This is a genomic window from Bacillus ndiopicus (assembly GCF_000612805.1).
GTDB lineage: Bacteria > Bacillota > Bacilli > Bacillales_A > Planococcaceae > Metasolibacillus > Metasolibacillus ndiopicus.
The window spans coordinates 713088-735437 of record NZ_HG964403.1 but is presented as its reverse complement, the minus strand read 5'-3'; the positions used below and the strand labels follow the sequence as shown (position 1 = coordinate 735437).

Annotated in this window: 21 protein-coding genes; 5 read left to right on the top strand and 16 right to left on the bottom strand. The window is 37.0% G+C overall.

The window, feature by feature from the left end:
* Window positions 1–8: 8 nt before the first annotated feature.
* The 6 genes from TY13_RS03255 to coxB form a co-directional block, all read right to left on the bottom strand.
* Complete coding sequence (locus TY13_RS03255) at window positions 9–470, bottom strand: DUF420 domain-containing protein (RefSeq protein ID WP_042471604.1); 462 nt, start codon at window positions 468–470, stop codon at window positions 9–11.
* Window positions 471–494: 24 nt separating this feature from the next.
* Entirely contained in the window at window positions 495–1409 is a 915-nt protein-coding gene (gene ctaG / locus TY13_RS03250; RefSeq protein WP_042471602.1) for a cytochrome c oxidase assembly factor CtaG, read from the bottom strand.
* Between the two features lie 483 nt (window positions 1410–1892).
* Window positions 1893–2234, bottom strand: coding sequence for a cytochrome C oxidase subunit IV family protein (locus tag TY13_RS03245; RefSeq protein WP_042471599.1), 342 nt, complete (start codon window positions 2232–2234; stop codon window positions 1893–1895).
* 1 nt (window position 2235) lies between these two features.
* Window positions 2236–2871: a cytochrome (ubi)quinol oxidase subunit III gene (locus TY13_RS03240; protein ID WP_042471597.1), complete on the bottom strand. Its 636-nt coding sequence runs from the start codon at window positions 2869–2871 to the stop codon at window positions 2236–2238.
* The gene (locus tag TY13_RS03235) at window positions 2871–4811 is read right to left on the bottom strand and encodes a cytochrome c oxidase subunit I (RefSeq protein ID WP_042471594.1); all 1941 of its coding nucleotides are present in this window, start codon (window positions 4809–4811) and stop codon (window positions 2871–2873) included. Before TY13_RS03235 ends, TY13_RS03240 begins: the two co-directional genes overlap by 1 nt.
* A 36-nt stretch (window positions 4812–4847) precedes the next feature.
* Window positions 4848–5915: a cytochrome c oxidase subunit II gene (gene coxB, locus TY13_RS03230; RefSeq protein ID WP_042471592.1), complete on the bottom strand. Its 1068-nt coding sequence runs from the start codon at window positions 5913–5915 to the stop codon at window positions 4848–4850.
* A 992-nt stretch (window positions 5916–6907) separates the two neighbouring features.
* Between coxB and TY13_RS03225 the strand changes: the two genes are divergently transcribed.
* Window positions 6908–7828: a COX15/CtaA family protein gene (locus tag TY13_RS03225; RefSeq protein ID WP_074432920.1), complete on the top strand. Its 921-nt coding sequence runs from the start codon at window positions 6908–6910 to the stop codon at window positions 7826–7828.
* Window positions 7829–8101: 273 nt separating this feature from the next.
* On the opposite strand, the gene pyc is transcribed toward TY13_RS03225, so the two are convergent.
* The 3 genes from pyc to TY13_RS03210 are packed head-to-tail and all read right to left on the bottom strand — an operon-like array spanning window position 8102 to window position 13062.
* Complete coding sequence (pyc, locus tag TY13_RS03220; RefSeq protein ID WP_042471589.1) at window positions 8102–11536, bottom strand: pyruvate carboxylase; 3435 nt, start codon at window positions 11534–11536, stop codon at window positions 8102–8104.
* A 15-nt stretch (window positions 11537–11551) separates the two neighbouring features.
* Window positions 11552–12724 (bottom strand): FtsW/RodA/SpoVE family cell cycle protein, encoded by a 1173-nt coding sequence (locus TY13_RS03215; protein WP_042471587.1) that lies wholly within the window; start codon window positions 12722–12724, stop codon window positions 11552–11554.
* Between the two features lie 56 nt (window positions 12725–12780).
* Window positions 12781–13062: a YlaN family protein gene (locus tag TY13_RS03210; RefSeq protein ID WP_042471585.1), complete on the bottom strand. Its 282-nt coding sequence runs from the start codon at window positions 13060–13062 to the stop codon at window positions 12781–12783.
* 375 nt (window positions 13063–13437) lie between these two features.
* Between TY13_RS03210 and TY13_RS03205 the strand changes: the two genes are divergently transcribed.
* Both TY13_RS03205 and TY13_RS03200 read left to right on the top strand, forming a co-directional pair.
* Complete coding sequence (locus tag TY13_RS03205; protein WP_042471584.1) at window positions 13438–13935, top strand: molybdopterin-binding protein; 498 nt, start codon at window positions 13438–13440, stop codon at window positions 13933–13935.
* 14 nt (window positions 13936–13949) lie between these two features.
* Complete coding sequence (locus TY13_RS03200) at window positions 13950–14153, top strand: YlaI family protein (RefSeq protein ID WP_042471581.1); 204 nt, start codon at window positions 13950–13952, stop codon at window positions 14151–14153.
* Window positions 14154–14307: 154 nt separating this feature from the next.
* Here the strand turns inward: TY13_RS03200 and TY13_RS03195 are convergent, their stop codons facing one another.
* The gene (locus TY13_RS03195) at window positions 14308–14889 is read right to left on the bottom strand and encodes a TetR/AcrR family transcriptional regulator (protein WP_042471579.1); all 582 of its coding nucleotides are present in this window, start codon (window positions 14887–14889) and stop codon (window positions 14308–14310) included.
* A gap of 236 nt (window positions 14890–15125) precedes the next feature.
* Here TY13_RS03195 and TY13_RS03190 point away from each other — a divergent pair, with 236 nt between their 5' ends.
* On the top strand, window positions 15126–16328 hold the full coding sequence (locus TY13_RS03190) for an MFS transporter (protein ID WP_042472389.1): 1203 nt from the start codon (window positions 15126–15128) through the stop codon (window positions 16326–16328).
* 217 nt (window positions 16329–16545) lie between these two features.
* Window positions 16546–17619, top strand: a complete 1074-nt coding sequence (locus TY13_RS03185) for an LLM class flavin-dependent oxidoreductase (RefSeq protein WP_042471576.1) — start codon at window positions 16546–16548, stop codon at window positions 17617–17619.
* A gap of 173 nt (window positions 17620–17792) precedes the next feature.
* Here TY13_RS03185 and TY13_RS03180 read toward each other — a convergent pair whose 3' ends face one another.
* The 6 genes from TY13_RS03180 to TY13_RS03155 form a co-directional block, all read right to left on the bottom strand.
* The gene (locus TY13_RS03180) at window positions 17793–18629 is read right to left on the bottom strand and encodes an ABC transporter permease (protein ID WP_042471574.1); all 837 of its coding nucleotides are present in this window, start codon (window positions 18627–18629) and stop codon (window positions 17793–17795) included.
* The gene (locus tag TY13_RS03175) at window positions 18565–19335 is read right to left on the bottom strand and encodes an ABC transporter ATP-binding protein (RefSeq protein ID WP_042471572.1); all 771 of its coding nucleotides are present in this window, start codon (window positions 19333–19335) and stop codon (window positions 18565–18567) included. Before TY13_RS03175 ends, TY13_RS03180 begins: the two co-directional genes overlap by 65 nt.
* 1 nt (window position 19336) lies before the next feature.
* Window positions 19337–20332, bottom strand: a complete 996-nt coding sequence (locus tag TY13_RS03170) for an ABC transporter substrate-binding protein (RefSeq protein ID WP_042471570.1) — start codon at window positions 20330–20332, stop codon at window positions 19337–19339.
* Between the two features lie 134 nt (window positions 20333–20466).
* Window positions 20467–21264 carry a cytochrome c oxidase assembly protein gene (locus TY13_RS03165; RefSeq protein ID WP_042471566.1) on the bottom strand — a complete coding sequence of 266 codons (798 nt, stop codon included), beginning with the start codon at window positions 21262–21264 and terminating at the stop codon, window positions 20467–20469.
* Between the two features lie 12 nt (window positions 21265–21276).
* On the bottom strand, window positions 21277–21693 hold the full coding sequence (locus tag TY13_RS03160) for a DUF2243 domain-containing protein (RefSeq protein ID WP_407637702.1): 417 nt from the start codon (window positions 21691–21693) through the stop codon (window positions 21277–21279).
* A 223-nt stretch (window positions 21694–21916) separates the two neighbouring features.
* Complete coding sequence (locus TY13_RS03155) at window positions 21917–22321, bottom strand: YlaH-like family protein (RefSeq protein ID WP_042471561.1); 405 nt, start codon at window positions 22319–22321, stop codon at window positions 21917–21919.
* Window positions 22322–22350: the final 29 nt, after the last annotated feature.

The window sequence follows — 22350 nt, the reverse complement described above, 5'->3', positions numbered from 1 at the left end:
CTTATTGATTAAAATCCTAAAATTGCTTTAATAACTGAAGTTGTTTCTCCGCCTTTGTAGATTACATATAGTAACATATATACTGCTACACCCGTAATCGCAACGAAAAACCAAATAAGACTTGTAATTGGACCAATGCGGCGGTGTAATTTTAAATTTGTTTTTAAGCCAGATAAAATACTAACAATTCCAAATACCGCTCCAACAGTAGCTAAAATAATATGGAAAACTAAAAAGAACGTATAGTATATTTTTACTTCTTCTGGTCCACCAAACGCAGTATTTCCAACAAAAATTGTACGCGATGCATAAATAATAAAGAAGATTAGCGCTGATACACCAGCTGCTAGCATCACCTTTTTATGTGCCTCTACTTTACGCTTATAAATTAAATACCAACCAATCGCAACTAAAACTGCACTAATAACAATAAAAGTTGTACTGATTGTAGGTAAAATTGGTACACCCATTTCTTTTTCTCCAATCTCTTTATCTTATTTATAAACTGCCTTTTCTTGAAATTCCTTTAAAGATTTTGCTGTAATTTCATCAGGATCTTTTCGCTCACTATTCCACCAATTACGGAAAATACCTACTAAAGCAACTATAAAAATAATTTCTTGAATAATTTTCATCAAAATCCCGCCAACTTGCTGATCGCTTAATGCGCTCATAGATGAAAATAGCTCCGGCCCTGATAATGATAATCCAGATAACGTTGATTTTGGTACACACAGCTCCATCGCTTTTAGCCACACATCAGCATCTGTATATGTTGCATACATTGGGTTTGGTGCAAAAATAATTAAGGCACAGGCTGGTGTAATTAGTACAGCGTTTCCGATAATATAAACAATTTTATATAGCGGCTTAAGCTGATGCTGCCCATCGACTTTATTAAATAAAGGCCAGTACATGAAGACCGCCGATAAAAATAAAATAAACGTGTATAAACCATGCAATGTTTCATCTAATTTAATCGTATCGAAAACTGATGGTATATGGTAAAACGAAAATAATGCAATAAATACAAAAATCGCAACTAATGGCTGTGTAAGAACTTTAAAAATCTTTCTTACAACTGGTGCATTGACTACAACGCTCCACACCCACCAAGGTATCCCCTTAATTAAAAAGATAGGCACTAACAATAATAAAAATGCCATTTGCGTCATATGCACTGTAAACATAATATGACCTAATAAATCAACAGGAGAGCCTTTAATGATGTAAAGAACAATCATAGCTAAAATAAAATAAATAGCCTCACTTTTTTTCAAAGGCTCGCTTACTTTAAAATCTTTTCTCCACGTAACAGTTACTAAAAAATAAACAACTGTTAAAAATACTAATACCCCAATAAAATAAGGACTCCATAATGCCTTAAATCCAAAAATACTTAATGGCATAACTACCGCGCTCCTTTAACTTCAATACTTCTATTATAAAGTGCCACTAGTAGTTACAGCAATAGAGGAACTATGACAATTAAAGCAATTTTGAAGATGGAATAGTTGTCTTTCTTGAAATCCCTGCGTTTTCCAAAGTATTTGCAAACTCATGGAGTACAATTTTATTAAGAGCCGTATTCACCCCTGCAATCAACAAAGTTCAAAATTATTAACTATTATAGATAATGATGACTTAGAGGGTACCATTAATAAATTAAATCAATATAGTGCTTGTGGACCTTCCTTGCGGAAAATATCTCGAATGTTTAAGTAAGTTTAAAATTTGCACCTATCCCCGTGTAATAGCCTTCCTACACTTATTTCCAGTTCATGATGTTCTAGTTCTTTTTACATCAATACATCTTATTAGATATTCTAATTTAATGGATAATAAGACGCTAAAAAGCTGTCGAGAAATAATTTTCTCGACAGCTTTTAATATTACCACCAAATAATTGTTAAGAAGCATAGGAAGAATGTGAAGGCGATTAAAGCGCCACCCCACATGAAGAATGAAATAACTCCGATGTGGTAAGCTTTTTTATCCTCCATATGCATAAATGCATACAATTGTTGTACTACTTGAACACCTGCTAGTAAAAGCACAAACGGTTTAACAAAGTTTGGAGCAAAGTCTGCTACAGCTGACGCAAATGCTACTAAAGTTAATAAAATCATAATCGCAAATTGCGTTACTTGTGAGCGCATTTTTGCTGCATTTTCTTTGCGGTAGTACTCTTGTTGAACTTGAGAACGAGCTTCGAAATGTGTATCGTGTGCCATATTATCCTAACACTCCCATCAAGTAAACTACAGTAAAGATGAATACCCATACAACGTCAATGAAATGCCAGTATAGAGAAGCTACAAAGTATTTCGGAGCGTTATATAAGTTTAATCCACGCTTCATGTTGCGGAAGATTAAACAAGAAATCCATACTAAACCGATAATAACGTGTAATCCGTGCGTCCCTACTAAAGTAAAGAATGCAGAAGAGAACGCTGAATGTCTATAACCAAAGCCTGCGTGTACATAGTGATAGAATTCGTAAATTTCTAGACCTAAGAAACATAAGCCTAAAATAACTGTAATCCCCATCCAAGTTTGTACACCTTTGAAATTAAAGTTTTTCATATGGTACATCGCATAAACCGATGTTAAAGATGATGTTAAAAGAATCATCGTCATTGCGAATGCTAATGGCAACTCATAAAGTGCCTTCGTTGAATATTTTGCTAAATCCATACCAGCTGGACCAGAATCCTTTAAAGCTAAGTATGTTGCAAATAAACTTGCGAATAAGACAACCTCACAAGAAAGGAAAATCCAGAAGCCAACAAACTTATTTTTCCCTTCCATTGTTGCTTGCTCAGCATGCTCAGGCCAATTTTGAGGAGTGAATTTAGTATTTAAATCCATTATTTGTTACCTCCTTTTTTACCTGTTGCACGGTATTGTGCTAAATCTTTTTCAATTGCTTCGATTTCAGCAACATGCACATGATAGCCTAAATCGTCTTTTAATGAACGAGCAATCATCGCTCCAACTGTAATACCTAAACCAAGTACGATAAGTCCTACAGAAAGACCTGGTGATACGCTATCCGCAGTACCAGCAATCGCTTGGTCACCCCATGGGCTATATAATGCCCCAAATGCTGCGATAAATGTACCGATTGACATAATTAACGGTAAGATTGAGTTATTTGGCATATGAATATCGCCTACTGGCTCAGCATATACCATACCTTCTTTATTTCCTTCTTGCTTCTCAATCCAATATGGATCGTATCCACGTACAAGTGGAGTTTGCTTAAAGTTATAGAATGGTAGTGGTGTTTCTAATGCCCACTCAAGTGAACGACCATCGCCCCAGTAATCACGGCGGTTAAGTGGTTCAGACTTGATAGAAATCAATACATTAAGTACTAATAAAATTACCCCTACACCCATCATAGCAGCACCAATTGTCGAAATTAAGTTGAATAAATCCCAACCTTGATCTCCCATATATGTGAATACGCGACGTGGCATACCCATTAAACCTAGGAAGTGCTGTAAGAAGAATGTTAAATGGAATCCGATAAAGAATATCCAGAAAGTTAATACCCCAAGCTTTTCATTTAAAGCACGGTTAAACATAATTGGCCAATAGAAATGAGCCGCTCCGAATAAAGCTGTAACGATACCACCTACGATTACGTAGTGGAAATGCGCTACGATAAAGTAAGAATCATGTAATTGGTAATCTAGTGGTGCAGCAGCCTGCATAACCCCTGTTACCCCACCCGCTACGAATGACGGAATGAAACCAAGTGCATAAAGCATTGGTACTGTAACTTTAATAGATCCACCCCAGATTGTTAAAATCCAGTTGAATACTTTCATACCAGTTGGTACAGCAATTGTCATTGTTGCTACTGCGAAAATAGCGTTCGCTGTTGCGCCAAGACCAGTTGTGAACATATGGTGAGCCCATACCATGAACCCTAAGAAACCGATTAAAATTGTAGCGAATACCATTGAAGAGTATCCGAATAAACGTTTACGAGCGAATACTGGAATAATCTCAGAGAATAAACCAAACGCTGGTAATACTAAAATATAAACTTCTGGGTGACCAAAGATCCAGAATAAGTGCTCCCAAATAATTGTGTTACCACCCATAGTATGATCGAAGAAGTTTGCTCCAAACATACGGTCCACTAACATTAAGAATAAACCAACAGTAAGTGGAGGGAATGCGAATAAAATTAAAGTACTAGATACTAAAGATGTCCACGTAAATAGTGGCATACGCATAAATGTCATACCTGGTGCACGCATCGTAATAATTGTTACGATGAAGTTGATACCTGAAATTAATGTACCAGCACCCGAAATTTGTAAACCAAGAACATAGAAGTCAATACCATGTCCTGGAGAGTATAAAGATAATGATGCATACGAAGTCCAACCTGCATCAGGCGCTCCACCCATAAAGAATGATAAGTGAAGGAAAACTGCCCCTAGGAAGAACAACCAAAATCCTAATGAGTTTAAGAATGGGAACGCTACGTCACGTGCCCCAATTTGTAACGGTACAATCGCATTCATAAATGCAAATAGTAACGGTGTCGCTGCTAAGAATAGCATCGTTGTACCGTGCATTGTTAATAATTGGTTGAAAGTACCCGCTGAAACGAAAGTACTCTCTGGGAACATAAGTTGGAAACGCATAAACAATGCTTCAAGTCCGGCAATTGCGAAGAACAGTGTACCGGCAGCTAAATACATAATGGCGATTTTCTTATGGTCAACTGTCGTTAAATAGTCCCATACTTGTGCGCCAAAGCCTTTTTTCTGTGCAACAGAGCTCACAACTTTAACCTCCTTCAAAGTTTCTATCTCTTGTAATTATTTTTCTACAGATAGTGTCATTAAGTACTCAGCAATTGCTTGAGCCTCTTCTGGTGTAACGTTATATTTACCAGTCATCAAGTTGCCTGGTTTGTAATATTCTGGGTCGTTAATCCAAGCAGCAGTATCTTCTACTGTGTGATCTAAGAAACCAGCTACACGGTTACGATCTCCAAATGCCGCTAAGTTTGGACCGTAGCTACCAGCTACACCTACACCTGAAACTGCGTGACAGCCTAAACAGCTGTTAGCAAATGTTGCTTCACCTAAATCTGTTGATTCAGCTGATGCTGTTTTACCTTCAGTTGCTTTCATTGATGCAACCCAAGCATCAAACTCTGGGCGATCTAATGCTTTTACTTTAAAGTCCATTAAAGCATGTGATGGTCCACATAGCTCAGCACATTTACCGTAGAATACACCATCTTTTAAATCCTTAGAAGTTTTATCAAACTCTAAATAGAATTTATTAAGGTTATCTACGTTCGTATCCATTTTACCACCAACAGCTGGAATCCAGAACGAGTGCTTAACATCTGCTGCCTTTAAGTTAAAGTAAACTTTTTCGCCAGTTGGAACTACTAACTCTTGTGCAGTTATAATACCTTGGTTTGGATATTCAAATTCCCACCAATATAATTTTGCTGTTACGTTAACTGTTAGAGCTGTTTTCTCTCCATTTTCATCTACTTCCTCCATTGCAGCAACATCTGCAAATTTATAAGTAGCAGTTAAAACTGGAACAGAAATAATGATTAATAAAATAATTGGAATAACTGTCCAAATTACTTCTAGCGTGTGACTTCCTTCTACTTGCTTTGGAATTACGTTTTCCCCTACTCTTGAACGACGGAATTTAACGAATGCAAGTAAGTAAATTACCGAAACAACAATTACTACTACCGTCATGATTGAAGTTGTAAGCAGTAAAAGATCCAATTGTTCTTTCCCTACAGCGCCAGCTGGTTTTAAAGTGGAAAGTTGCTCTTCACCACAAGCTGCAAGGAATACTGTCATTACTGCTAAAAGTGAAAATAGACGCCATTTTTTAAGCCCTTTCATCATAGCTTAATTAAACCCCTCTTTCTTTTTTGTATTTCCATGTGTGACTCGGACTATGGTTCCCTATACGAATTCTTGTTACAGAAAGAATCCTTAGTTAGTAGCTCAGTGTAATTTCAGCTTTAGTGTTATCTTTAGCTACACTCGCCACTTTCAATAACATTGATTACCCATACTAGCTTATCCTAAATGGGCAACTAGTATAATGTTATTTTTAGAACGAGTATTATTTTCTAATTACTTGCTGAACAACCATACCAATTGCTCCTCAGCTAACTCTAGTCTAGACTCTTCCGAATATGCTCACAAGCGCCAGCAGTTAACTGACCTACATTGTGCAGGCATTCCTTCAAAATCTATGACATCTGCTGAATCGCGAGAAATAATCCTTGTATATCTTCACATGTTAGCACTATGTAATGCTAAAATTACAAAATTTCGCTTACGTCATTATAAGCAGTTTTTACAATTTGACTTAAATGTAAAATAAAAATAGAGCATTTCTAAATTACCTTCAATAACCTCTGCAAGGAAAAGCTAATTGAAAAAATTAGATTTAACGATAACAATCTGTCTAATAAATGCGAGAAGATGTTTGTACGATAGAAATCGCCTTAGCCCTATTATTTTCAATTCATAAGCAAAGTCTAAATTGCATCTTACAAACTGCCTTTCATTTTTGTAAGCATATTCCGCTAACATAACTATAGCGAAATTTGTCTTCAATTTCTAGACGTTTGGTGAAATTTCAGTGAAGAATACAGAAAAAGTCCGTAACTGTTCTGAATATAGAAATACCATATTCTATAGTAAGCTATTTTACAATCGCTTTTGTGAAGGTAACGGCACGAATTTATGAACAATTTGTGAAAAGCTTTCTACATTAAAATGTCATTCTGTGAATGAAGTTGTCTTTTAGACTATAATTCGCTATTATCTAAAACTAGAGACGCTATTTTTTAGCGATGTTGATAGACAAAGTAGGTGGCTTATAATTGCAGCATAGTAAATATTTAAAATGGCTTGCAGTAGCAGCAACGGTTGGGATGCTGTTAATTCTGTTAGGTGGTGCGCTCGTTACAAAAACAGATAGTGGTTTAGGCTGCGGTCGAAATTGGCCTGATTGTAATGGTTCACTTATCCCAAAAGAAATCACAGCAGAAGTATTAATCGAATTCTCACATCGTGCTGTAACTGGCTCAGTATCCATTCTTATAGTTCTTCTTGTCGCATGGACTTGGCGTACGCTTGGTCATATCCGTGAAGTAAAGTTTTTAGGTATTTTAGCTATCTTCTTTTTAGTAGCTCAAGCTTTAATAGGGGCTGCACAAGTGCTTTGGGGTCAAGGTGACTTTATTTTAGCACTGCATTTCGGCATTTCATTAATATCCTTTGCCGCTGTCTTACTTTTAGCATTAATTGTATTCGAGGTTGACCGCAAATTCGACGCCGATAAAGTTTATATTGGTGACAAACTAAAAAGACATACAATCGGTGTTACACTTTATTCTTATTTCGTAGTATACACTGGTGCGTTAGTACGCCATACAGATTCTAGTCTTGTTTGTCCTGATTGGCCGCTTTGTCGTAATAATGATCTTACTGCATTACCGAGAAATATGTATGAATGGGTGCAAATGGGACATCGCTTCGCAGTATTACTAATCGTAATTTGGATTGCCTATATTACATGGCATGCAGTAAAACATTATAAAAATCAAGCCGTTCTTTATTGGGGCTGGATTATCGCATTAGGTCTTGTTCTTGTACAAGCATTAGTAGGAATGTTCGTTATTATGACAAGGCTTAATTTATTCGTAGCATTGCTCCACTCCCTATTTATTTCGTTGTTATTCGGTTTATTCTGTTACATGATTTTACTCGTTTCCCGCAGCAATTTAAATCAAAGAAGATAACAAAAAGTGAAACCAAATTGGTTTCACTTCTTTTGTTTTAAAGTGGTTAAAATATGAGACTGCCCAAGAAATCTATATCACATTGGCTCCAATTCAATTTAAAATTGAAAGAACGATGTGAAAATCAATTTTTTACCTCTCAAAAAATATTTACATTTTTCTAAATAACAAACACTTCAATTAAACAGAAAATCAGTTCTGCGACGAGTAACCGCAGGAGCACAAAAGTTGTACAAACAGCGGCGCACTAGCCTGCTGTTTGTACAACTCCTTTTATTCTAATTCTATTAATAAATCACCTGTTGAAATAGCGTCACCTGCTGAAGCATAAATTTCTTTTACAATGCCATCTTTCGGTGCCTGTACCGTCGTTTCCATTTTCATTGCTTCTGTAATAAGCAAATGGTCACCTCGTTTAACTGGGCTACCTTTCGATACAACAACTTTTAGCACCGTTCCAGGCATTGTTGCTGCAATTTGATTTGGATTTGATGGGTCTGCCTTCAATGCGACATTACCATCCACTTCAACAGTCAAATCTTGAATAACAAGCTCACGTGATTGACCGTTCAGCTCAAAATAGATTGTGCGTGTACCGTCATGCTGTGGCTCTCCGATTGACACTAGCTTTACAATTAATGTCTTCCCTTTTTCGATTTCAACTTCAATTTCTTCCCCTAGCTTTAAGCCATATAGGAATGTTGGCGTATCTAAAACAGATGTATCGCCAAATTGCGCATACACATTTGCGTATTCTTCAAACACTTTCGGATAAAGCGCATATGCTAACACATCTTTTTTCGTTACAGCACGCCCAATTTTCTCTTCTAATTCTGTTGCTAGCTTAGCAAAATCAACAGGTGCTAATAATTCACCTGGACGCACTGTAATTGCCTCTCGCTCTTTTAACACAATGCGTTGTAAATCATGTGGGAAGCCGCCATGTGGTTGGCCTAAATAACCTTGGAAAAACTCAATTACAGAGTCTGGGAAGTCGATGCCTTGACCTCGCTCTAATATATTGTCTTCTGTTAAATCGTTTTGTACCATGAATAATGCCATATCTCCAACCACTTTTGACGATGGTGTTACCTTTACGATATCCCCAAACATAAAGTTAACGCGAGAATACATCTTCTTCACTTCATCCCAACGATCGCCAAGCCCTACTGCCTTTGCTTGTTGCTGCAAGTTACTATATTGTCCACCAGGCATTTCATGCACGTAAATTTCTGAATGAGGGCTATTCATACCACTCTCGAAATCTTTGTAATATTTACGTACATCTTCCCAATAATAATTTAATTGCTCTAATGACTCGATATTAGCGCGTACTTGACGGCTACCACCCTTTGTTGCGTAGTATAACGAATTGGCACTTGGTTGAGATGTTAAGCCTGCCATTGAGCCTAATGCAGTATCAACGATATCTACACCAGCTTCAATTGCTTTTGCGTATAAGTAAATGCCATTACCGCTCGTATCATGTGAATGTAAATGAATTGGTAAGCTTGTTGCATCTTTTAACTCTGAAATTAAGCGATATGCTGCTTCTGGTTTCAATAAGCCAGCCATATCTTTAATTGCTAAAATATGTGCACCTGCAGCCTCCAGCTCACGTGCCATATCTTTATAATATTGCACCGTATATTTTGCACGAGAATCATCTAAAATATCGCCTGTATAGCAAATTGCGGCCTCTGCGATTTTACCAGTATTGCGCACTTCATCAATAGCTACTTCCATTCCTTTAATCCAGTTTAAGCTATCAAAAATACGGAATACATCGATACCAGATTCCGCTGATTCTTGAATAAATTCACGAATTAAACTATCTGGATAGTTCGTATAACCAACTGCATTTGCTCCACGTAATAACATTTGGAATAGCACATTCGGCATTTGTTTACGTAGCTTTTCTAAACGTGCCCACGGATCTTCTTTTAAGAAACGGTAAGCAACGTCGAATGTTGCACCGCCCCACATTTCCAGTGAGAAGAAATCGTTCATCATACGTGCTGTATGGTCCGCAATTTGGAACATATCCTGTGAACGCATACGTGTAGCAAGTAATGATTGATGCGCATCTCTAAATGTAGTATCTGTTAGAAGCACATCATTTTGTGCTTTAATCCACCCAACTAAGCCATCTGCACCACGCTCATCTAAAATCTGCTTCGTACCAGCAGGTGGTGGTGTTAACAAGTCTATTTTCGGCTTATTTGGTTGAACAAAAATTGGCTTTGTACGCTTTTCCACCCCAGGGAAACCATTAAGCGTTACATTCCCAATATAGTTTAATAGTTTTGTTCCACGGTCTTTTCTTTCTGGGAACTGGAATAGCTCTGGTGTCGAATCAATAAAGCTTGTATCAAATTGTCCATTTAAAAACTTCTCATGCACAACAACATTTTCTAAAAACGGAATATTTGTTTTTACACCACGAATACGGAATTCACGTAAATTTCGGTCCATTTTTGCTGCTGCTTGCGCAAACGTCATACCCCATGTCGAAATTTTAACGAGCAGTGAATCATAGTAAGGTGTAACAACAGCACCTTGGAAGCCATTTCCTGCATCTAAACGTACACCGAATCCACCACTTGAACGATAAACCATTAGTTTACCTGTGTCTGGCATGAAATCATTTGTTGGATCTTCTGTTGTTACACGTGATTGAATAGCATAACCGAATAATGGAATTTTATCTTGAGCAGGGATACCAATTGTTTCTGAATGCAATGCATGCCCTTCTGCGACTTTAATTTGTGCATGCACAATATCAATCCCTGTAATCATTTCTGTAATTGTATGCTCTACTTGAATACGTGGATTCACTTCGATGAAATAAAAATCATCTCCCGCTACTAAAAACTCCACAGTACCTGCATTAATATAGTTTACATTGCGCATTAATTTCACTGCTGCATCACAAATGCGTTGACGTAAATCAGCAGAAATTGAGTTCGATGGTGCAATTTCCACTACCTTTTGATGACGACGTTGAATCGAGCAATCTCGTTCATATAAATGAACAATTTCACCTGTCGCATCCCCTAAAATTTGCACTTCAATATGCTTTGGCTTAACAATACATTTTTCTACATATACTTCATCTGACCCAAAGGCTGCTTTCGCCTCAGATTTTGCTCGCTCATATGCTGATGCAAGCTCGCCCTTTGCTTGTACCATACGCATCCCGCGACCGCCACCGCCTAAAGCAGCTTTAATCATAATCGGGTAACCGTGTGCTTCCCCAAACGCTTCTACTTCTGCTAGGTCAGCTACAGGTCCATCCGTTCCTGGAATAACAGGAATATCTGCTTTAATCGCTTGCTCACGTGCCTTTACTTTATCCCCAAACATATCTAAATGTGCAGAAGTTGGTCCAATAAACTGAATCCCTTCTTCCTCACAGCGTCTAGCAAAATCCACGTTTTCTGATAAAAAGCCATAGCCAGGATGAATCGCATCCACTTCTGCATCTTTTGCAATCGAGAGTATACTTTCTATGTCTAAATAGGCATCGATTGGCTTTTTGCCTGCCCCTACTAAATAAGCTTCATCTGCTTTGTAGCGATGATAAGCGCCGCTATCCTCTCGCGAATAAATCGCAACGGTTTTAATATTAAGTTCATTACATGCTCGGAAAATTCGAATTGCAATTTCCCCTCTGTTTGCTACCAATATTTTGCTGATTTTCTTCATCTCTCAAAACCCCTCCTATGATTGCTTATGCTTATCAAATTTATAGTACATAGAAATATTAATTAATATTCCCATCGCTAACGATAATAGTAGTATTGACGTACCACCATAACTAATAAATGGCAACGTAACACCAGTTAAAGGAAAAATACCTGATAAACCTGACAAATTCAAAAATGCTTGGAAACCAATCCATACAGCAATTCCGCCCGCAATCATACGTGCTAATGGATCTTTTGTGGTCATCGCAATATATAAACCACGCAATACAATAAAAGCAAGCCCAATGATAACAATCCCAACTCCAAACACACCTAACTCCTCGGCTATAATGGCCATTATAAAATCGGTCTCAGGGTGCGGTAAATAACCGAGCTTTTGAATTGACTGCCCAAGCCCTCGACCTTCAAGCCCTCCAGCACCAATTGCTAAATAACCATTAACAATTTGGTATCCAGATCCATCTATATATTCAAAAGGATTTTTTAATACTAAAAAGCGCCCCATTCGGCTCTCGTTAATAATGTCATCTTTGATTAAAAATACAGCACCAATAATAATGGTTCCAAAAACCCCTAGTACAGCGGCAAACTTCCCCAATGTCTTGCCCTTAATACCACTAAACATTAAGATAGACATGGCAATTACCCCGATAATCATAACGGCACCTAAATCGGTTTCCATACCTACACTAAATAAAATTAATAACCATATGGAGATGGGGTAAATAATATCATTAGGTTGCACATTTTGGATGGAATTTTCCCGTAATCCTTTTTTATACAATGAGCCAGCAAAATATAAAATAACAAATAATTTCGCATATTCAGAAGGCTGGAAATTCATTACACCAAATAAAGAAATCCAACTTTTAGATCCCCCTGCTGAAATTCCTTTGACATTCACCCAAGCTAGTAAAATAGCCATTACACACATCATAATAAAGAGAATTATTTTATTACTATAATGCTTATAAGGGAAAAACGCACCTACTAAAAACGCTAACGCTGCGATTTTTAAGTTAGTTAGCTGCTTCGTATAATAAGCATCTGGCGGCTTTTCTTCTATAATAGCCACCATCATACTTGAACTATAAATCATGATAAGTCCAAATAGGCATAACAAAACATATGTTATAAATAATGGGTAATCAAAATTACGAAAGTAAGTCTTTAAATATTTTTTCATTTCAAAAAACCTCGTTTAGAAAAAAAACTCAAAGCGCGTAAAGCGTTTGAGTTTTTTTATTTTTCTGTATACGCATCGTGTAAAAGAGATAATTCTTTTTCTAATGTATCAAGAATTTTCTTTCCTTCATCACGCTCAATTAAGCCAAGTTTTACAGCAAAATCAATTTCACGTGATAAACCAAACATTTGTGTATCTAATACTTCTTCATATAAAGGACATTGCGGCATCGTTAAGTGATCCATTTGCACTTTAATTAAACGAGCAATTTTTTCTGCATCTGCTTGTAATAAAGTTAATGCCTTTTCCTGAAAAGAAGATTGTGCTTTAGTATCCATGAGGACGCCCCCATTATTTGATATTTCTTGGATTGTATATTAATAAATTTTATCTTTTAGTGAGTAAAAATGCAAGTATCTATATAAGGAATCTACTCTTTTATCACACTTCAATATAAAACAGTGCCTGCTAGACTGTAGTAAGCTTGTGTGAAGACAGCCTTTTATGAATAGAAGTTTTCACTCATTTGTTAAGTGTCAATAAGTTGTGCACTTCTAAATTTAAGATAAACGTAAGGACATCACACTGAATTAAAGTTTCTTTTTACAAGATGAGCTCTATTCTTTCACTTTCTTATAACCACGAATTGATTATTAAGATAGAAAAACGGTATACTATAGTTTGATGTAAGAAAGAAGGAGGATTTCATAAAGATGCAAGGAATAATTCCGATTAAAGGTGCAGTTACATATAATTTAACACTTGACCCAACTGTTTGGATTTTTGATGATCGTAAGTTAGATTTAAAAACATACTTTAATGAAAAACCAGCAGAAGACGACGAGGAAAAATATTTACGTGAGGTTGGCGCACATTGGTCACGGGAAATTATGGAAGGCGCTGTATTCCCTCCTACTTTAAAAACAGAAAGAAAATTCGACCGTAAAGGTATGATAACAGGGACATTCGGCATCGAAATTAAGCCTTTTTTAAACAATGCTGGCATTAAAGAGGATGCAACAGAAGTTGTTTTTGAATGCCGCACTGGAGAAGAACACATTTTTTCAATTGAAGAAGCAAAAACACTTATTTTTAAATACAGTCATGACGGTAAGCCATTAACTGAAGACGGACCAGTCCATATTTTATTCGCTGATGGATCAAACATTGATAACCCAATCACACATGTAGACGCTATTCGTATTCAATAGGAGGAAAATTAGTTATGCGTGTTAAATGTGTCATTTGTGATACTATACAGCAGCTTGAGGACGATTTACCCCTCTCTAAAAAGCTGCGCAATCGACCAATCCATACGTATATGTGCGAATCATGCCATACACGCATCGCCAACAATACAGAAAAAAGGCTAGCCACAGGAAAATTTCGATTTTTCCGCACATCTTCAAAGTTCGATGAGGAATTTTAATTCATTTGAATAGGTAGGAGTGGTTCTTTATAAAGATTTGGCTGTTAGGAAAAGCAAAAGCTTTCCTAACAGCCATTTGCATTTTATTAAGCTACTTACCACCTTGCAAGTAAAATATAAAAATTTGAAATATTAATAGACTTAGTTAAACCTATCATTTTAGTAATGTCAGTGTTTTGGCGATTGCATTGTCAACAAATGAACGCTGTGGTTGAGATTTCATCATAACAGTTATCCCAATTAATGCAATAATAAGTGCTTGCGCTAAAGACTTAGCATCCGTACCGACTTCAAGCTCACCAGATTGAATGCCCCGTTCGATTGTCTCTTGAAAAATAACAGCTAAATATAATTGATGCTCCCTAGTTAAAATTTCAAATCTTTCATCATGTGGAGCAAGTTCAACCATTGTATTAATACAAAAACATCCCTTACTCAAATCACCTTTATACTCAGCTTCAATCACTTCTTTAAAAAAAATAGCAAACGCCTGCTTAACAGATGTATAGCTTTGTAGTAATGCCCGTATCTCGGATGCACGGGCCGTAGTATATTTGCGAAGTGCAGCTTCAAATAGCTCTTTTTTATCGCCAAAAGTGGAATAAATACTAGGACGTTGAATCTCCATTCTAGCTGTGAGATCGCTTAAAGAAGTAGCCTCATACCCCTTCTCCCAAAATAACTGCATCGCTGCGTTTAATACTTTTTCTTCATCAAATTCTCGAGTTCTTGCCATTAGAAACAGCCCTCCATTATTTAAGGATATGTATGTTAGTAACCTTTAAAATACCAATCAGTATGTAATTAATGTACATCAAATATTTTTTATAGTCAATTATTACTTACTAAAGTATTGACATAACGAACAAATTAGATATATATTTATCGATGATTATTACGTACCGTTCGGTATGTTATAATCGCGAATTATTAGTGAATGGAGGATAAGATGTGGCTAAACGAAGAAATCAAATGTTCTATACTAATATCGAAATGAAGGCATTGAATACAGAACGACAATCATCAATACCATACTTTGTAACATTATTGTTTGCGATAGCCTGTGGGATGTCAGTTGCCAATATTTACTTTGCACAACCTTTACTTGATGAACTGGCTCGTGATTTCCATATTGACCACTCTGTTATTGGCGTTGTTATTACTATTACGCAAATATTTTATGGTCTTGGTTTACTATTACTTGTACCCCTTGGAGATTTATTAAACCAACGTCAGTTAATTATTGGTCAGATGCTTCTATCCACAATAGCCTTGGTCATCGTTAGTTTTGCCACTTCTAGTGCAGTACTTTTCAGTGGTTTGGCTTTAGTAGGGCTGCTTGCAGTTGTAACACAGACTATTGTGGCTTTCGCAGCAACTATGGCCTCCCCTTTAGAACGAGGGCGTATTGTTGGAAATATCACAAGCGGAATTGTTATCGGTATATTGCTTGCACGAACAATAGCAGGTATCTTAACGGATATTGCTGGCTGGCGTTCCGTATATTTATTTTCTGCAATACTAATGTTTTCAATGACTTTAATATTTTTGAGGTTGTTACCTAATATGGAGCGAGAGGTACAATCACTTTCCTATTTCCAGTTAATAAAATCCGTGCTTATGTTATTTATTGAAGAACGAACGTTACGTATCCGTTCTGTTCTAGCAATGCTGATATTTGCTGATTTCAGTATTTTATGGACTTCTCTTGTATTACCGCTAAGCGCCACTCCATTCGCTCTATCACATAGTGTAATCGGAGCTTTTGGTCTTGTAGGAGTAGCTGGTGCATTAGCTGCTACGCGTGCAGGAAAATTGGCTGACCAGGGCTATGGGCAAAGAACGACAGGCATCGCGTTAGCGCTTTTATTCATATCGTGGTTGTTTATTGCTTACATAAAGCAATCATTAATTGCAGTCGTTATAGGAATTGTTTTACTCGATTTAGCTGTACAAGCAATACATGTTACAAATCAAACGATGATTCTTCCATTGCGCGCAGAGGCACGAAGTCGTCTAACTGCTGGCTATATGATGTTTTATTCAATCGGCAGTGCTTGTGGCTCTATCGCATCAACTCAGATGTATGCACACTTTGGCTGGGAAGGCGTTTGTTTATTGGGGGCAGTTGTCAGCGTTGTCGCTCTGCTTTTTTGGGCAATAACAAAACGGTAAATTGCTACACTTTTAATTCCAGTCTAAATTTATTCTAACTGACCAATGGATATTAGCTTAAAATTGCCATGTCCTGCAATATCCAGCAGAAACTTTGAGCCAAAATAATATTGATCACTTCGCCAGTATGCGTGTATGTGGTCCCAATGGATGTTTTGACATCTACCAAATTAAACCATTTAGGATTAAAAAACTTTTTAATTAGGAGATATAAAAAATGGAAATAGGAATTACTTCTTTTGTAGAAACAAAACCAGACGTGCATAGTGGTGAGGTCATTAGCCACGCACAACGTCTGCGCGAGGTAGTGGAAGAAATCATTCTTGCTGATCAAGTGGGGTTAGATGTCTTTGGTGTCGGTGAGCACCATCGAGAGGATTATGCTGCATCTTCTCCAGCGATGGTGCTCGCTGCTGCAGCTCCACAAACAAAAAACATACGACTCACAAGCGCAGTGACGGTACTATCCTCATCTGATCCCGTTCGTGTCTTTCAAGACTTTTCTACTTTGGATGGTATTTCAAATGGACGTGCCGAAATTATAGCAGGCCGAGGTTCCTTTATTGAATCCTTTCCATTGTTCGGCTATAACTTAAACGATTACGATGAGCTTTTTGAAGAACACTTAGAGTTACTACTCAAAATTAATCAGTCTGAAAAGATAGAATGGCAAGGTAAACACCGACCAGCTATCAATAATTTAGGGATATACCCAAGACCTGTTCAAAGCTCCTTACCAATTTGGATTGGTAGTGGGGGCAATCAACAATCCGCTATTCGTGCTGGTCTTTTAGGATTACCACTTATGCTTGCAATTATTGGTGGTAGCCCAATGCAATTTGCACCTATCGTTCAGCTTTATAAAAAAGCGGCTACTCATGCAGGTCATGATATTGCCAAGCTTAAAGTAGGGGCTCATTCAATAGGCTTTATTGGTGAAAATACGGAATTAGCAGCGGATACATTTTTCCCATCTACTCAGGCAGGCATGAACAAATTAGGAAAAGAACGTGGTTGGCCTTATTATAGTCGTTCTAGCTATGATGCTGCGCGAAGTTTTAATGGAGCACTCTATGTTGGTAACCCTGATACAGTTGCAGAAAAAATTATTCATCTACGAAAACATGTTGGAATTACACGCTTTATGCTGTATGTGCCTTTAAGTACAATGCCGCACGATCAAGTTATGCAAGCAATAGAATTACTCGGAACAAAAGTTGCGCCTCGTGTACGTGAAGAAGTAGCTAAATGGGAAGCTGAAATACAATTAACAGGGCGTCCGCTTTTTTAATTAATTGAACTAGTGAAGTTTCCTTTTTAATGCACATGGCTGCTAGGAAAAGCAGGCTTAACCCTGCTTTTCCCAACAGCCTTATCTTTTATTGTTTTGCGTGCTTAGCATCAGTTACAACAATTAAATGATACTAGACTCGCTGCAATATAACTTCCTATGCTTTTCAACGATCATCTTGCTTTTATTAGCTTTCTTTCCACTAATTCCACAAGCTGATACATAATCGTTGCAAACACTGCAATAATCATTAGAGCTAAAAATACAAGATTAAAATTAAATACTTGGAAGCCATAAATAATTAAATAGCCAAGGCCTTTTGCTGATACAAGAAATTCTCCTACGATTACACCAACCCATGACAATCCAACATTCACTTTCAATGTTGAAATAATAGTAGGAAAGGATGCTGGTAAAATCGCCTCTTTAAAAATTTGCGTACGATTTGCATTAAATGTTTGTAATACCTTCACATAATTCGTATCAACTTCAATAAAGGCTGTATAGATAACAATTGTTGAAATAATAACCGAAATAATTGCGCCCATTGTGATAATGGATATCATTCCTGGTCCAAGTGCAACAATTAAAATAGGGCCGAGCGCTACTTTCGGCATCGCATTCAACACAACGAGGTAAGGATCTGCTACTTTCGAGAAAAATGGCGACCACCATAAAATCGCTGCAATAATTGTACCTAGCAATGTCCCAATAATAAAGCCGAGCACTGTTTCAAATAACGTAATGTTAACATGAATCATCAATGTGCCATCAGACCATTTTTCTACAAACAATCTCCATACTTTTGAAGGTGCACTAAAAATAAGTGGGTCAATCCAATGGTTTTGTGAGGCAAGCTCCCAAAGTCCAATAAAACTGATTATTATCAACAATTGAAAGAAACGAATGCGGCGCTTCTCTTTTCTTAATAATGCTTTATATTGTTCATGAAGAAGTTGAATGTTCAAGGCTCTCAAGCTCCTTCCAAACGCTTTGAAAAAAGGCTCCATAGCTCGGATGTGTACGAGCCTCAAATGGTGTTAAAGCTGCTAACTCTCGCGGCACATCGAAAATTTTATGAATCGCCCCAGGCTTCGCACTCATTAAAATAATTCGGTCGCTCATCGCGATAGCTTCCCCAATATCGTGTGTTACTAAAATCGCTGTTTTTTCATAGCTTTTTAACATTGCACAAACCAAGTCTTCAAGCTTTAATTTCGCTTTATAATCTAATGCCGAAAATGGTTCATCCAACAATAATATTTTAGGATCTACTGCAAGTGTTCTTGCCAGCGCAGCTCGTTGCCGCATCCCCCCTGATAGCTGTCTCGGAAATTTCTTTTCAATGTTTGGCAAACCTACAGCCTGTAACAGCTCCTTAGCAATGTCTTTAGCGTGTAAATCATGATATTTTAATAACTTTAAACCGAGTGTGACATTTTCTTCGATGGTTTTCCATGGAAATAAATAATCCTGTTGCAGCATATAGCCGATTGATGTGCTTTGGTCGTGGTTTTTGATAATGACATCGCCTGCTGTTGGCTCAAGTAAACCAGCAATAATAGAAAGTAGCGTAGATTTTCCACATCCACTGGCCCCTAAAATTGAAACAAACTCACCAGGCTCTACAGAGAAATGGATATCATGCAATGCTTCAGTTGCTACCTCTTGCGAAAAATACGTATGATACACATGATTAACTGTAAGTATCGCCATATTAATTCATTGCTTTCTCTGCAAAAGAAGTATCTACAAACTGATTGTAGTCCATTCTTCGTGGAAGCTCTCCTGCTTGCTCAATCACATCTTGTAGCAACTCCCATTCTGCCTCATCCAAAATAGGATTTTTTGCATACGACTCCTGCGCCCGGTAACGCTCTACAACAGTAGTAATTAATGCGATATCCGTATTTTCAAAATAAGGAGCAATGGACTTCGCTACATCTTCCGAACTATTTGCATACACCCAATTTTGCGCTTTTTGTATAGCACGCGTAAAGCTTTCTGCAATACTTGCTTGTTTCTCTAAATAACTTTTCTTCGCCATAAAAGTAGTGTATGGTAAATGACCTGATTGTGCACCAAAAGAAGCAACGATATGCCCAACTCCCTCTAGCTCAAATAGACTCGCTGTTGGCTCAAATAATTGAACAAAATCCCCTGTACCTGAAGCAAAAGCCGTAGCAATATTTGCAAAATCGATATTTTGTATTAGCTCTAAATCCTTTTGTGGATCCACACCATGCTTTCTTAGCACATATTCCCCAGCCATTTGAGGCATTCCACCTTTACGCTGCCCAAGAAAAACAGACCCTTTCAACATTTCCCATGAAAAATCTTTGATGTCCTCCCTAGCTACCAAAAATGTCCCGTCCGTTTGTGTTAATTGCGCAAAATTAATAATCGGATCATTTGCTTCTTGGGCGTTGACATAAATAGATGTCTCCGATCCAACAAGCGCTACATCAATGCCATCTGATAATAACGCCGTCATCGTCTTGTCTCCACCTGCAATTGTTCTTAAATCAATTTTCAAGCCCTCATCCTCAAAAAACCCTTCCTCAATTGCTACATAAAGGGGGGCATAAAAAATAGATCGCGTCACTTCCCCAACACGAACTTCCTTGAGTTCTTCCTGTTTACAAGCACCCATTGTTAGGAGTATAAAGCAAGATAGCATCACAAGAAAACTTAGCATTCTACGTCTAGACATTGTCACTCCTCCTTACATACGACTGTTATACCTAGAGTAGCGTATGCATTAAAAGAAAAAAGTGTGCGCTAACTCGAAAAGCTTCATTTAAAAATGCTTTCATCAAGATTCATCAAGTATATCGTCTAATATGATTATTTAGCAGGAATGGATTTTGCTAAATTAGAACCTCTCGTACTTTTATACCACTGATAAAAGAGTAAATAAACCAGCCCTATTTCAATCACATCTCCGCCATAATACATAATCTTAGCACCCATTTCCGCCTGTATAGGAGATACATGATTAGGGGGATAAGCATAAATATATTTAGCTAATATGGAATGTGCTGCTAGGGCAATTAATAAAACAATGGATCGAAAAATATAAGAAAGTGGATGAGGGGTAGGATCGATATAAATAAAAGCAATTGTAAAAAGATAACCTGCTAGAAAAATATGAACATGGATTAAAATATATAAAAGCAAGCTTTCATGCATCATGTAAAAAAGTGGGGTTGTGTAGAGTAACCACAGGCCACCTATATTAAATATTGAAGCGATAATTGGATTACGTACAAGAGTTAAGTAGCGATTTTTTAATACACAAGAAATACGACGAGCCATTTTCACTGGGATTGATCTTACTAGTAGAGTCATTGGTGCTGCTAAAGCGATTAGAAGTGGGGCAAGCATTCCAAACAATAAGTGAGCAATCATATGTGCAGCAAAATTAATATGTGCAAGCTCTGCAAATGGGCCAATTAAGGTGGCGATGGCACATATATGGCCTAGTATCCAACTTATTGTACGAAAATGTGACCATCTTTTTTTATAGCGATTAGAGTAAATAACTGCAACAATATAAATGACAAGGGAAATTAGAAATGGTAAAACAATTATTGCTTGTATCAGATTGGGGAATCCTTGAAGATGCGTTTCATGTGAGTGCAAATTTGAATCCTCCTAGCGCTTTAGTTGATTCGTTTTTACTAATAAAACAATACCAATAATAATCAAAAGGGATGCAATAACATTCCATGCTATATCATAGGGAATAATATCGACATTATAGCGTATTTGATGTAGTTTCATAAATTTATGCTGAATAATACCATCGTAAAGTTGAAACGCTCCTGCCCCAAGAAAAACTCCTCCTAACCATCTTTTTAACCAAAAGCCATGTTTTCGATGAAGATCAGCAAGTAAAAAAGCAGAGCCAATTGTAGCAAAAAAGCTAAAAGCATGAAATAACCCATCTGAAATTAATCCAATCTTAGCCGTAGATTTATCATAGAAATGGTGCCATTGTAATAATTGATGAAAGACAACCTCATCTATAAATGCCACAACACCAAGTCCAAACATTAAACCTGTCCACATATTACGTTGTCCATATTGAAAGCGTTTTTCATGTTTATGACTTTTTTCAGTATACGTATTTGATAAGGTCAACTCCATCACCTCAGCTTAATTTTTATTAGTTTATCCAAATAATTAGGAAATTTATACGCTCTCTATAAGTCATATATTTTTAAGTACTTTGAAGGTAAAGAAAAAAACTACCACATTAAAAATTTCAAATGTGGTAGTTTCTTATCTATTATTATTTTCCAGTAGCTTGCTCACGTTTTTCTCGCCATAAGCGTGTTTTATAAATTATTAAAATTAACGCTGCGACGATAAGCCCCTCAATCATTGGTAGGTAGAGGGCGAACAATGTTAACACAATACAACCGACAAATAAAAATGTATAAATAATAATATTTTTCATTAACGGTAGCTCACGTGCAAAGCCTAATTTGAACACAAGAGCTGATAAAGCAAAAATCACTAATAGTGTAATGTATCCCGGAATCGTATAGTTCACCATACCATTGGCATCCACACTTGCAAAATACTCATAAATAAAGCGTGTAATACCAGACATTTTCTTATAGACAAGCGGGTCATTAATTGTTGCAACAGATGTAGATGCTTGAATCAAGTTTGAAGCTAAATTCAACAACATTACTCATCCTTTCACATGTTCACGCGAAA

What these genes read in the sequence shown, in the direction of transcription:
- TY13_RS03255 (WP_042471604.1), bottom strand. Translation starts at nt 470, where the DNA reads ATGGGTGTACCAATTTTACCTACAATCAGTACAACTTTTATTGTTATT.
- ctaG (WP_042471602.1), bottom strand. Translation starts at nt 1,409, where the DNA reads ATGCCATTAAGTATTTTTGGATTTAAGGCATTATGGAGTCCTTATTTT.
- TY13_RS03245 (WP_042471599.1), bottom strand. Translation starts at nt 2,234, where the DNA reads ATGGCACACGATACACATTTCGAAGCTCGTTCTCAAGTTCAACAAGAG.
- TY13_RS03240 (WP_042471597.1), bottom strand. Translation starts at nt 2,871, where the DNA reads ATGGATTTAAATACTAAATTCACTCCTCAAAATTGGCCTGAGCATGCT.
- coxB (WP_042471592.1), bottom strand. Translation starts at nt 5,915, where the DNA reads ATGATGAAAGGGCTTAAAAAATGGCGTCTATTTTCACTTTTAGCAGTA.
- pyc (WP_042471589.1), bottom strand. Translation starts at nt 11,536, where the DNA reads ATGAAGAAAATCAGCAAAATATTGGTAGCAAACAGAGGGGAAATTGCA.
- TY13_RS03215 (WP_042471587.1), bottom strand. Translation starts at nt 12,724, where the DNA reads ATGAAAAAATATTTAAAGACTTACTTTCGTAATTTTGATTACCCATTA.
- TY13_RS03210 (WP_042471585.1), bottom strand. Translation starts at nt 13,062, where the DNA reads ATGGATACTAAAGCACAATCTTCTTTTCAGGAAAAGGCATTAACTTTA.
- TY13_RS03205 (WP_042471584.1), top strand. Translation starts at nt 13,438, where the DNA reads ATGCAAGGAATAATTCCGATTAAAGGTGCAGTTACATATAATTTAACA.
- TY13_RS03200 (WP_042471581.1), top strand. Translation starts at nt 13,950, where the DNA reads ATGCGTGTTAAATGTGTCATTTGTGATACTATACAGCAGCTTGAGGAC.
- TY13_RS03195 (WP_042471579.1), bottom strand. Translation starts at nt 14,889, where the DNA reads ATGGCAAGAACTCGAGAATTTGATGAAGAAAAAGTATTAAACGCAGCG.
- TY13_RS03190 (WP_042472389.1), top strand. Translation starts at nt 15,126, where the DNA reads ATGTTCTATACTAATATCGAAATGAAGGCATTGAATACAGAACGACAA.
- TY13_RS03185 (WP_042471576.1), top strand. Translation starts at nt 16,546, where the DNA reads ATGGAAATAGGAATTACTTCTTTTGTAGAAACAAAACCAGACGTGCAT.
- TY13_RS03180 (WP_042471574.1), bottom strand. Translation starts at nt 18,629, where the DNA reads ATGGAGCCTTTTTTCAAAGCGTTTGGAAGGAGCTTGAGAGCCTTGAAC.
- TY13_RS03175 (WP_042471572.1), bottom strand. Translation starts at nt 19,335, where the DNA reads ATGGCGATACTTACAGTTAATCATGTGTATCATACGTATTTTTCGCAA.
- TY13_RS03170 (WP_042471570.1), bottom strand. Translation starts at nt 20,332, where the DNA reads ATGTCTAGACGTAGAATGCTAAGTTTTCTTGTGATGCTATCTTGCTTT.
- TY13_RS03160 (WP_407637702.1), bottom strand. Translation starts at nt 21,693, where the DNA reads ATGTGGACAGGTTTAATGTTTGGACTTGGTGTTGTGGCATTTATAGAT.
- TY13_RS03155 (WP_042471561.1), bottom strand. Translation starts at nt 22,321, where the DNA reads ATGTTGTTGAATTTAGCTTCAAACTTGATTCAAGCATCTACATCTGTT.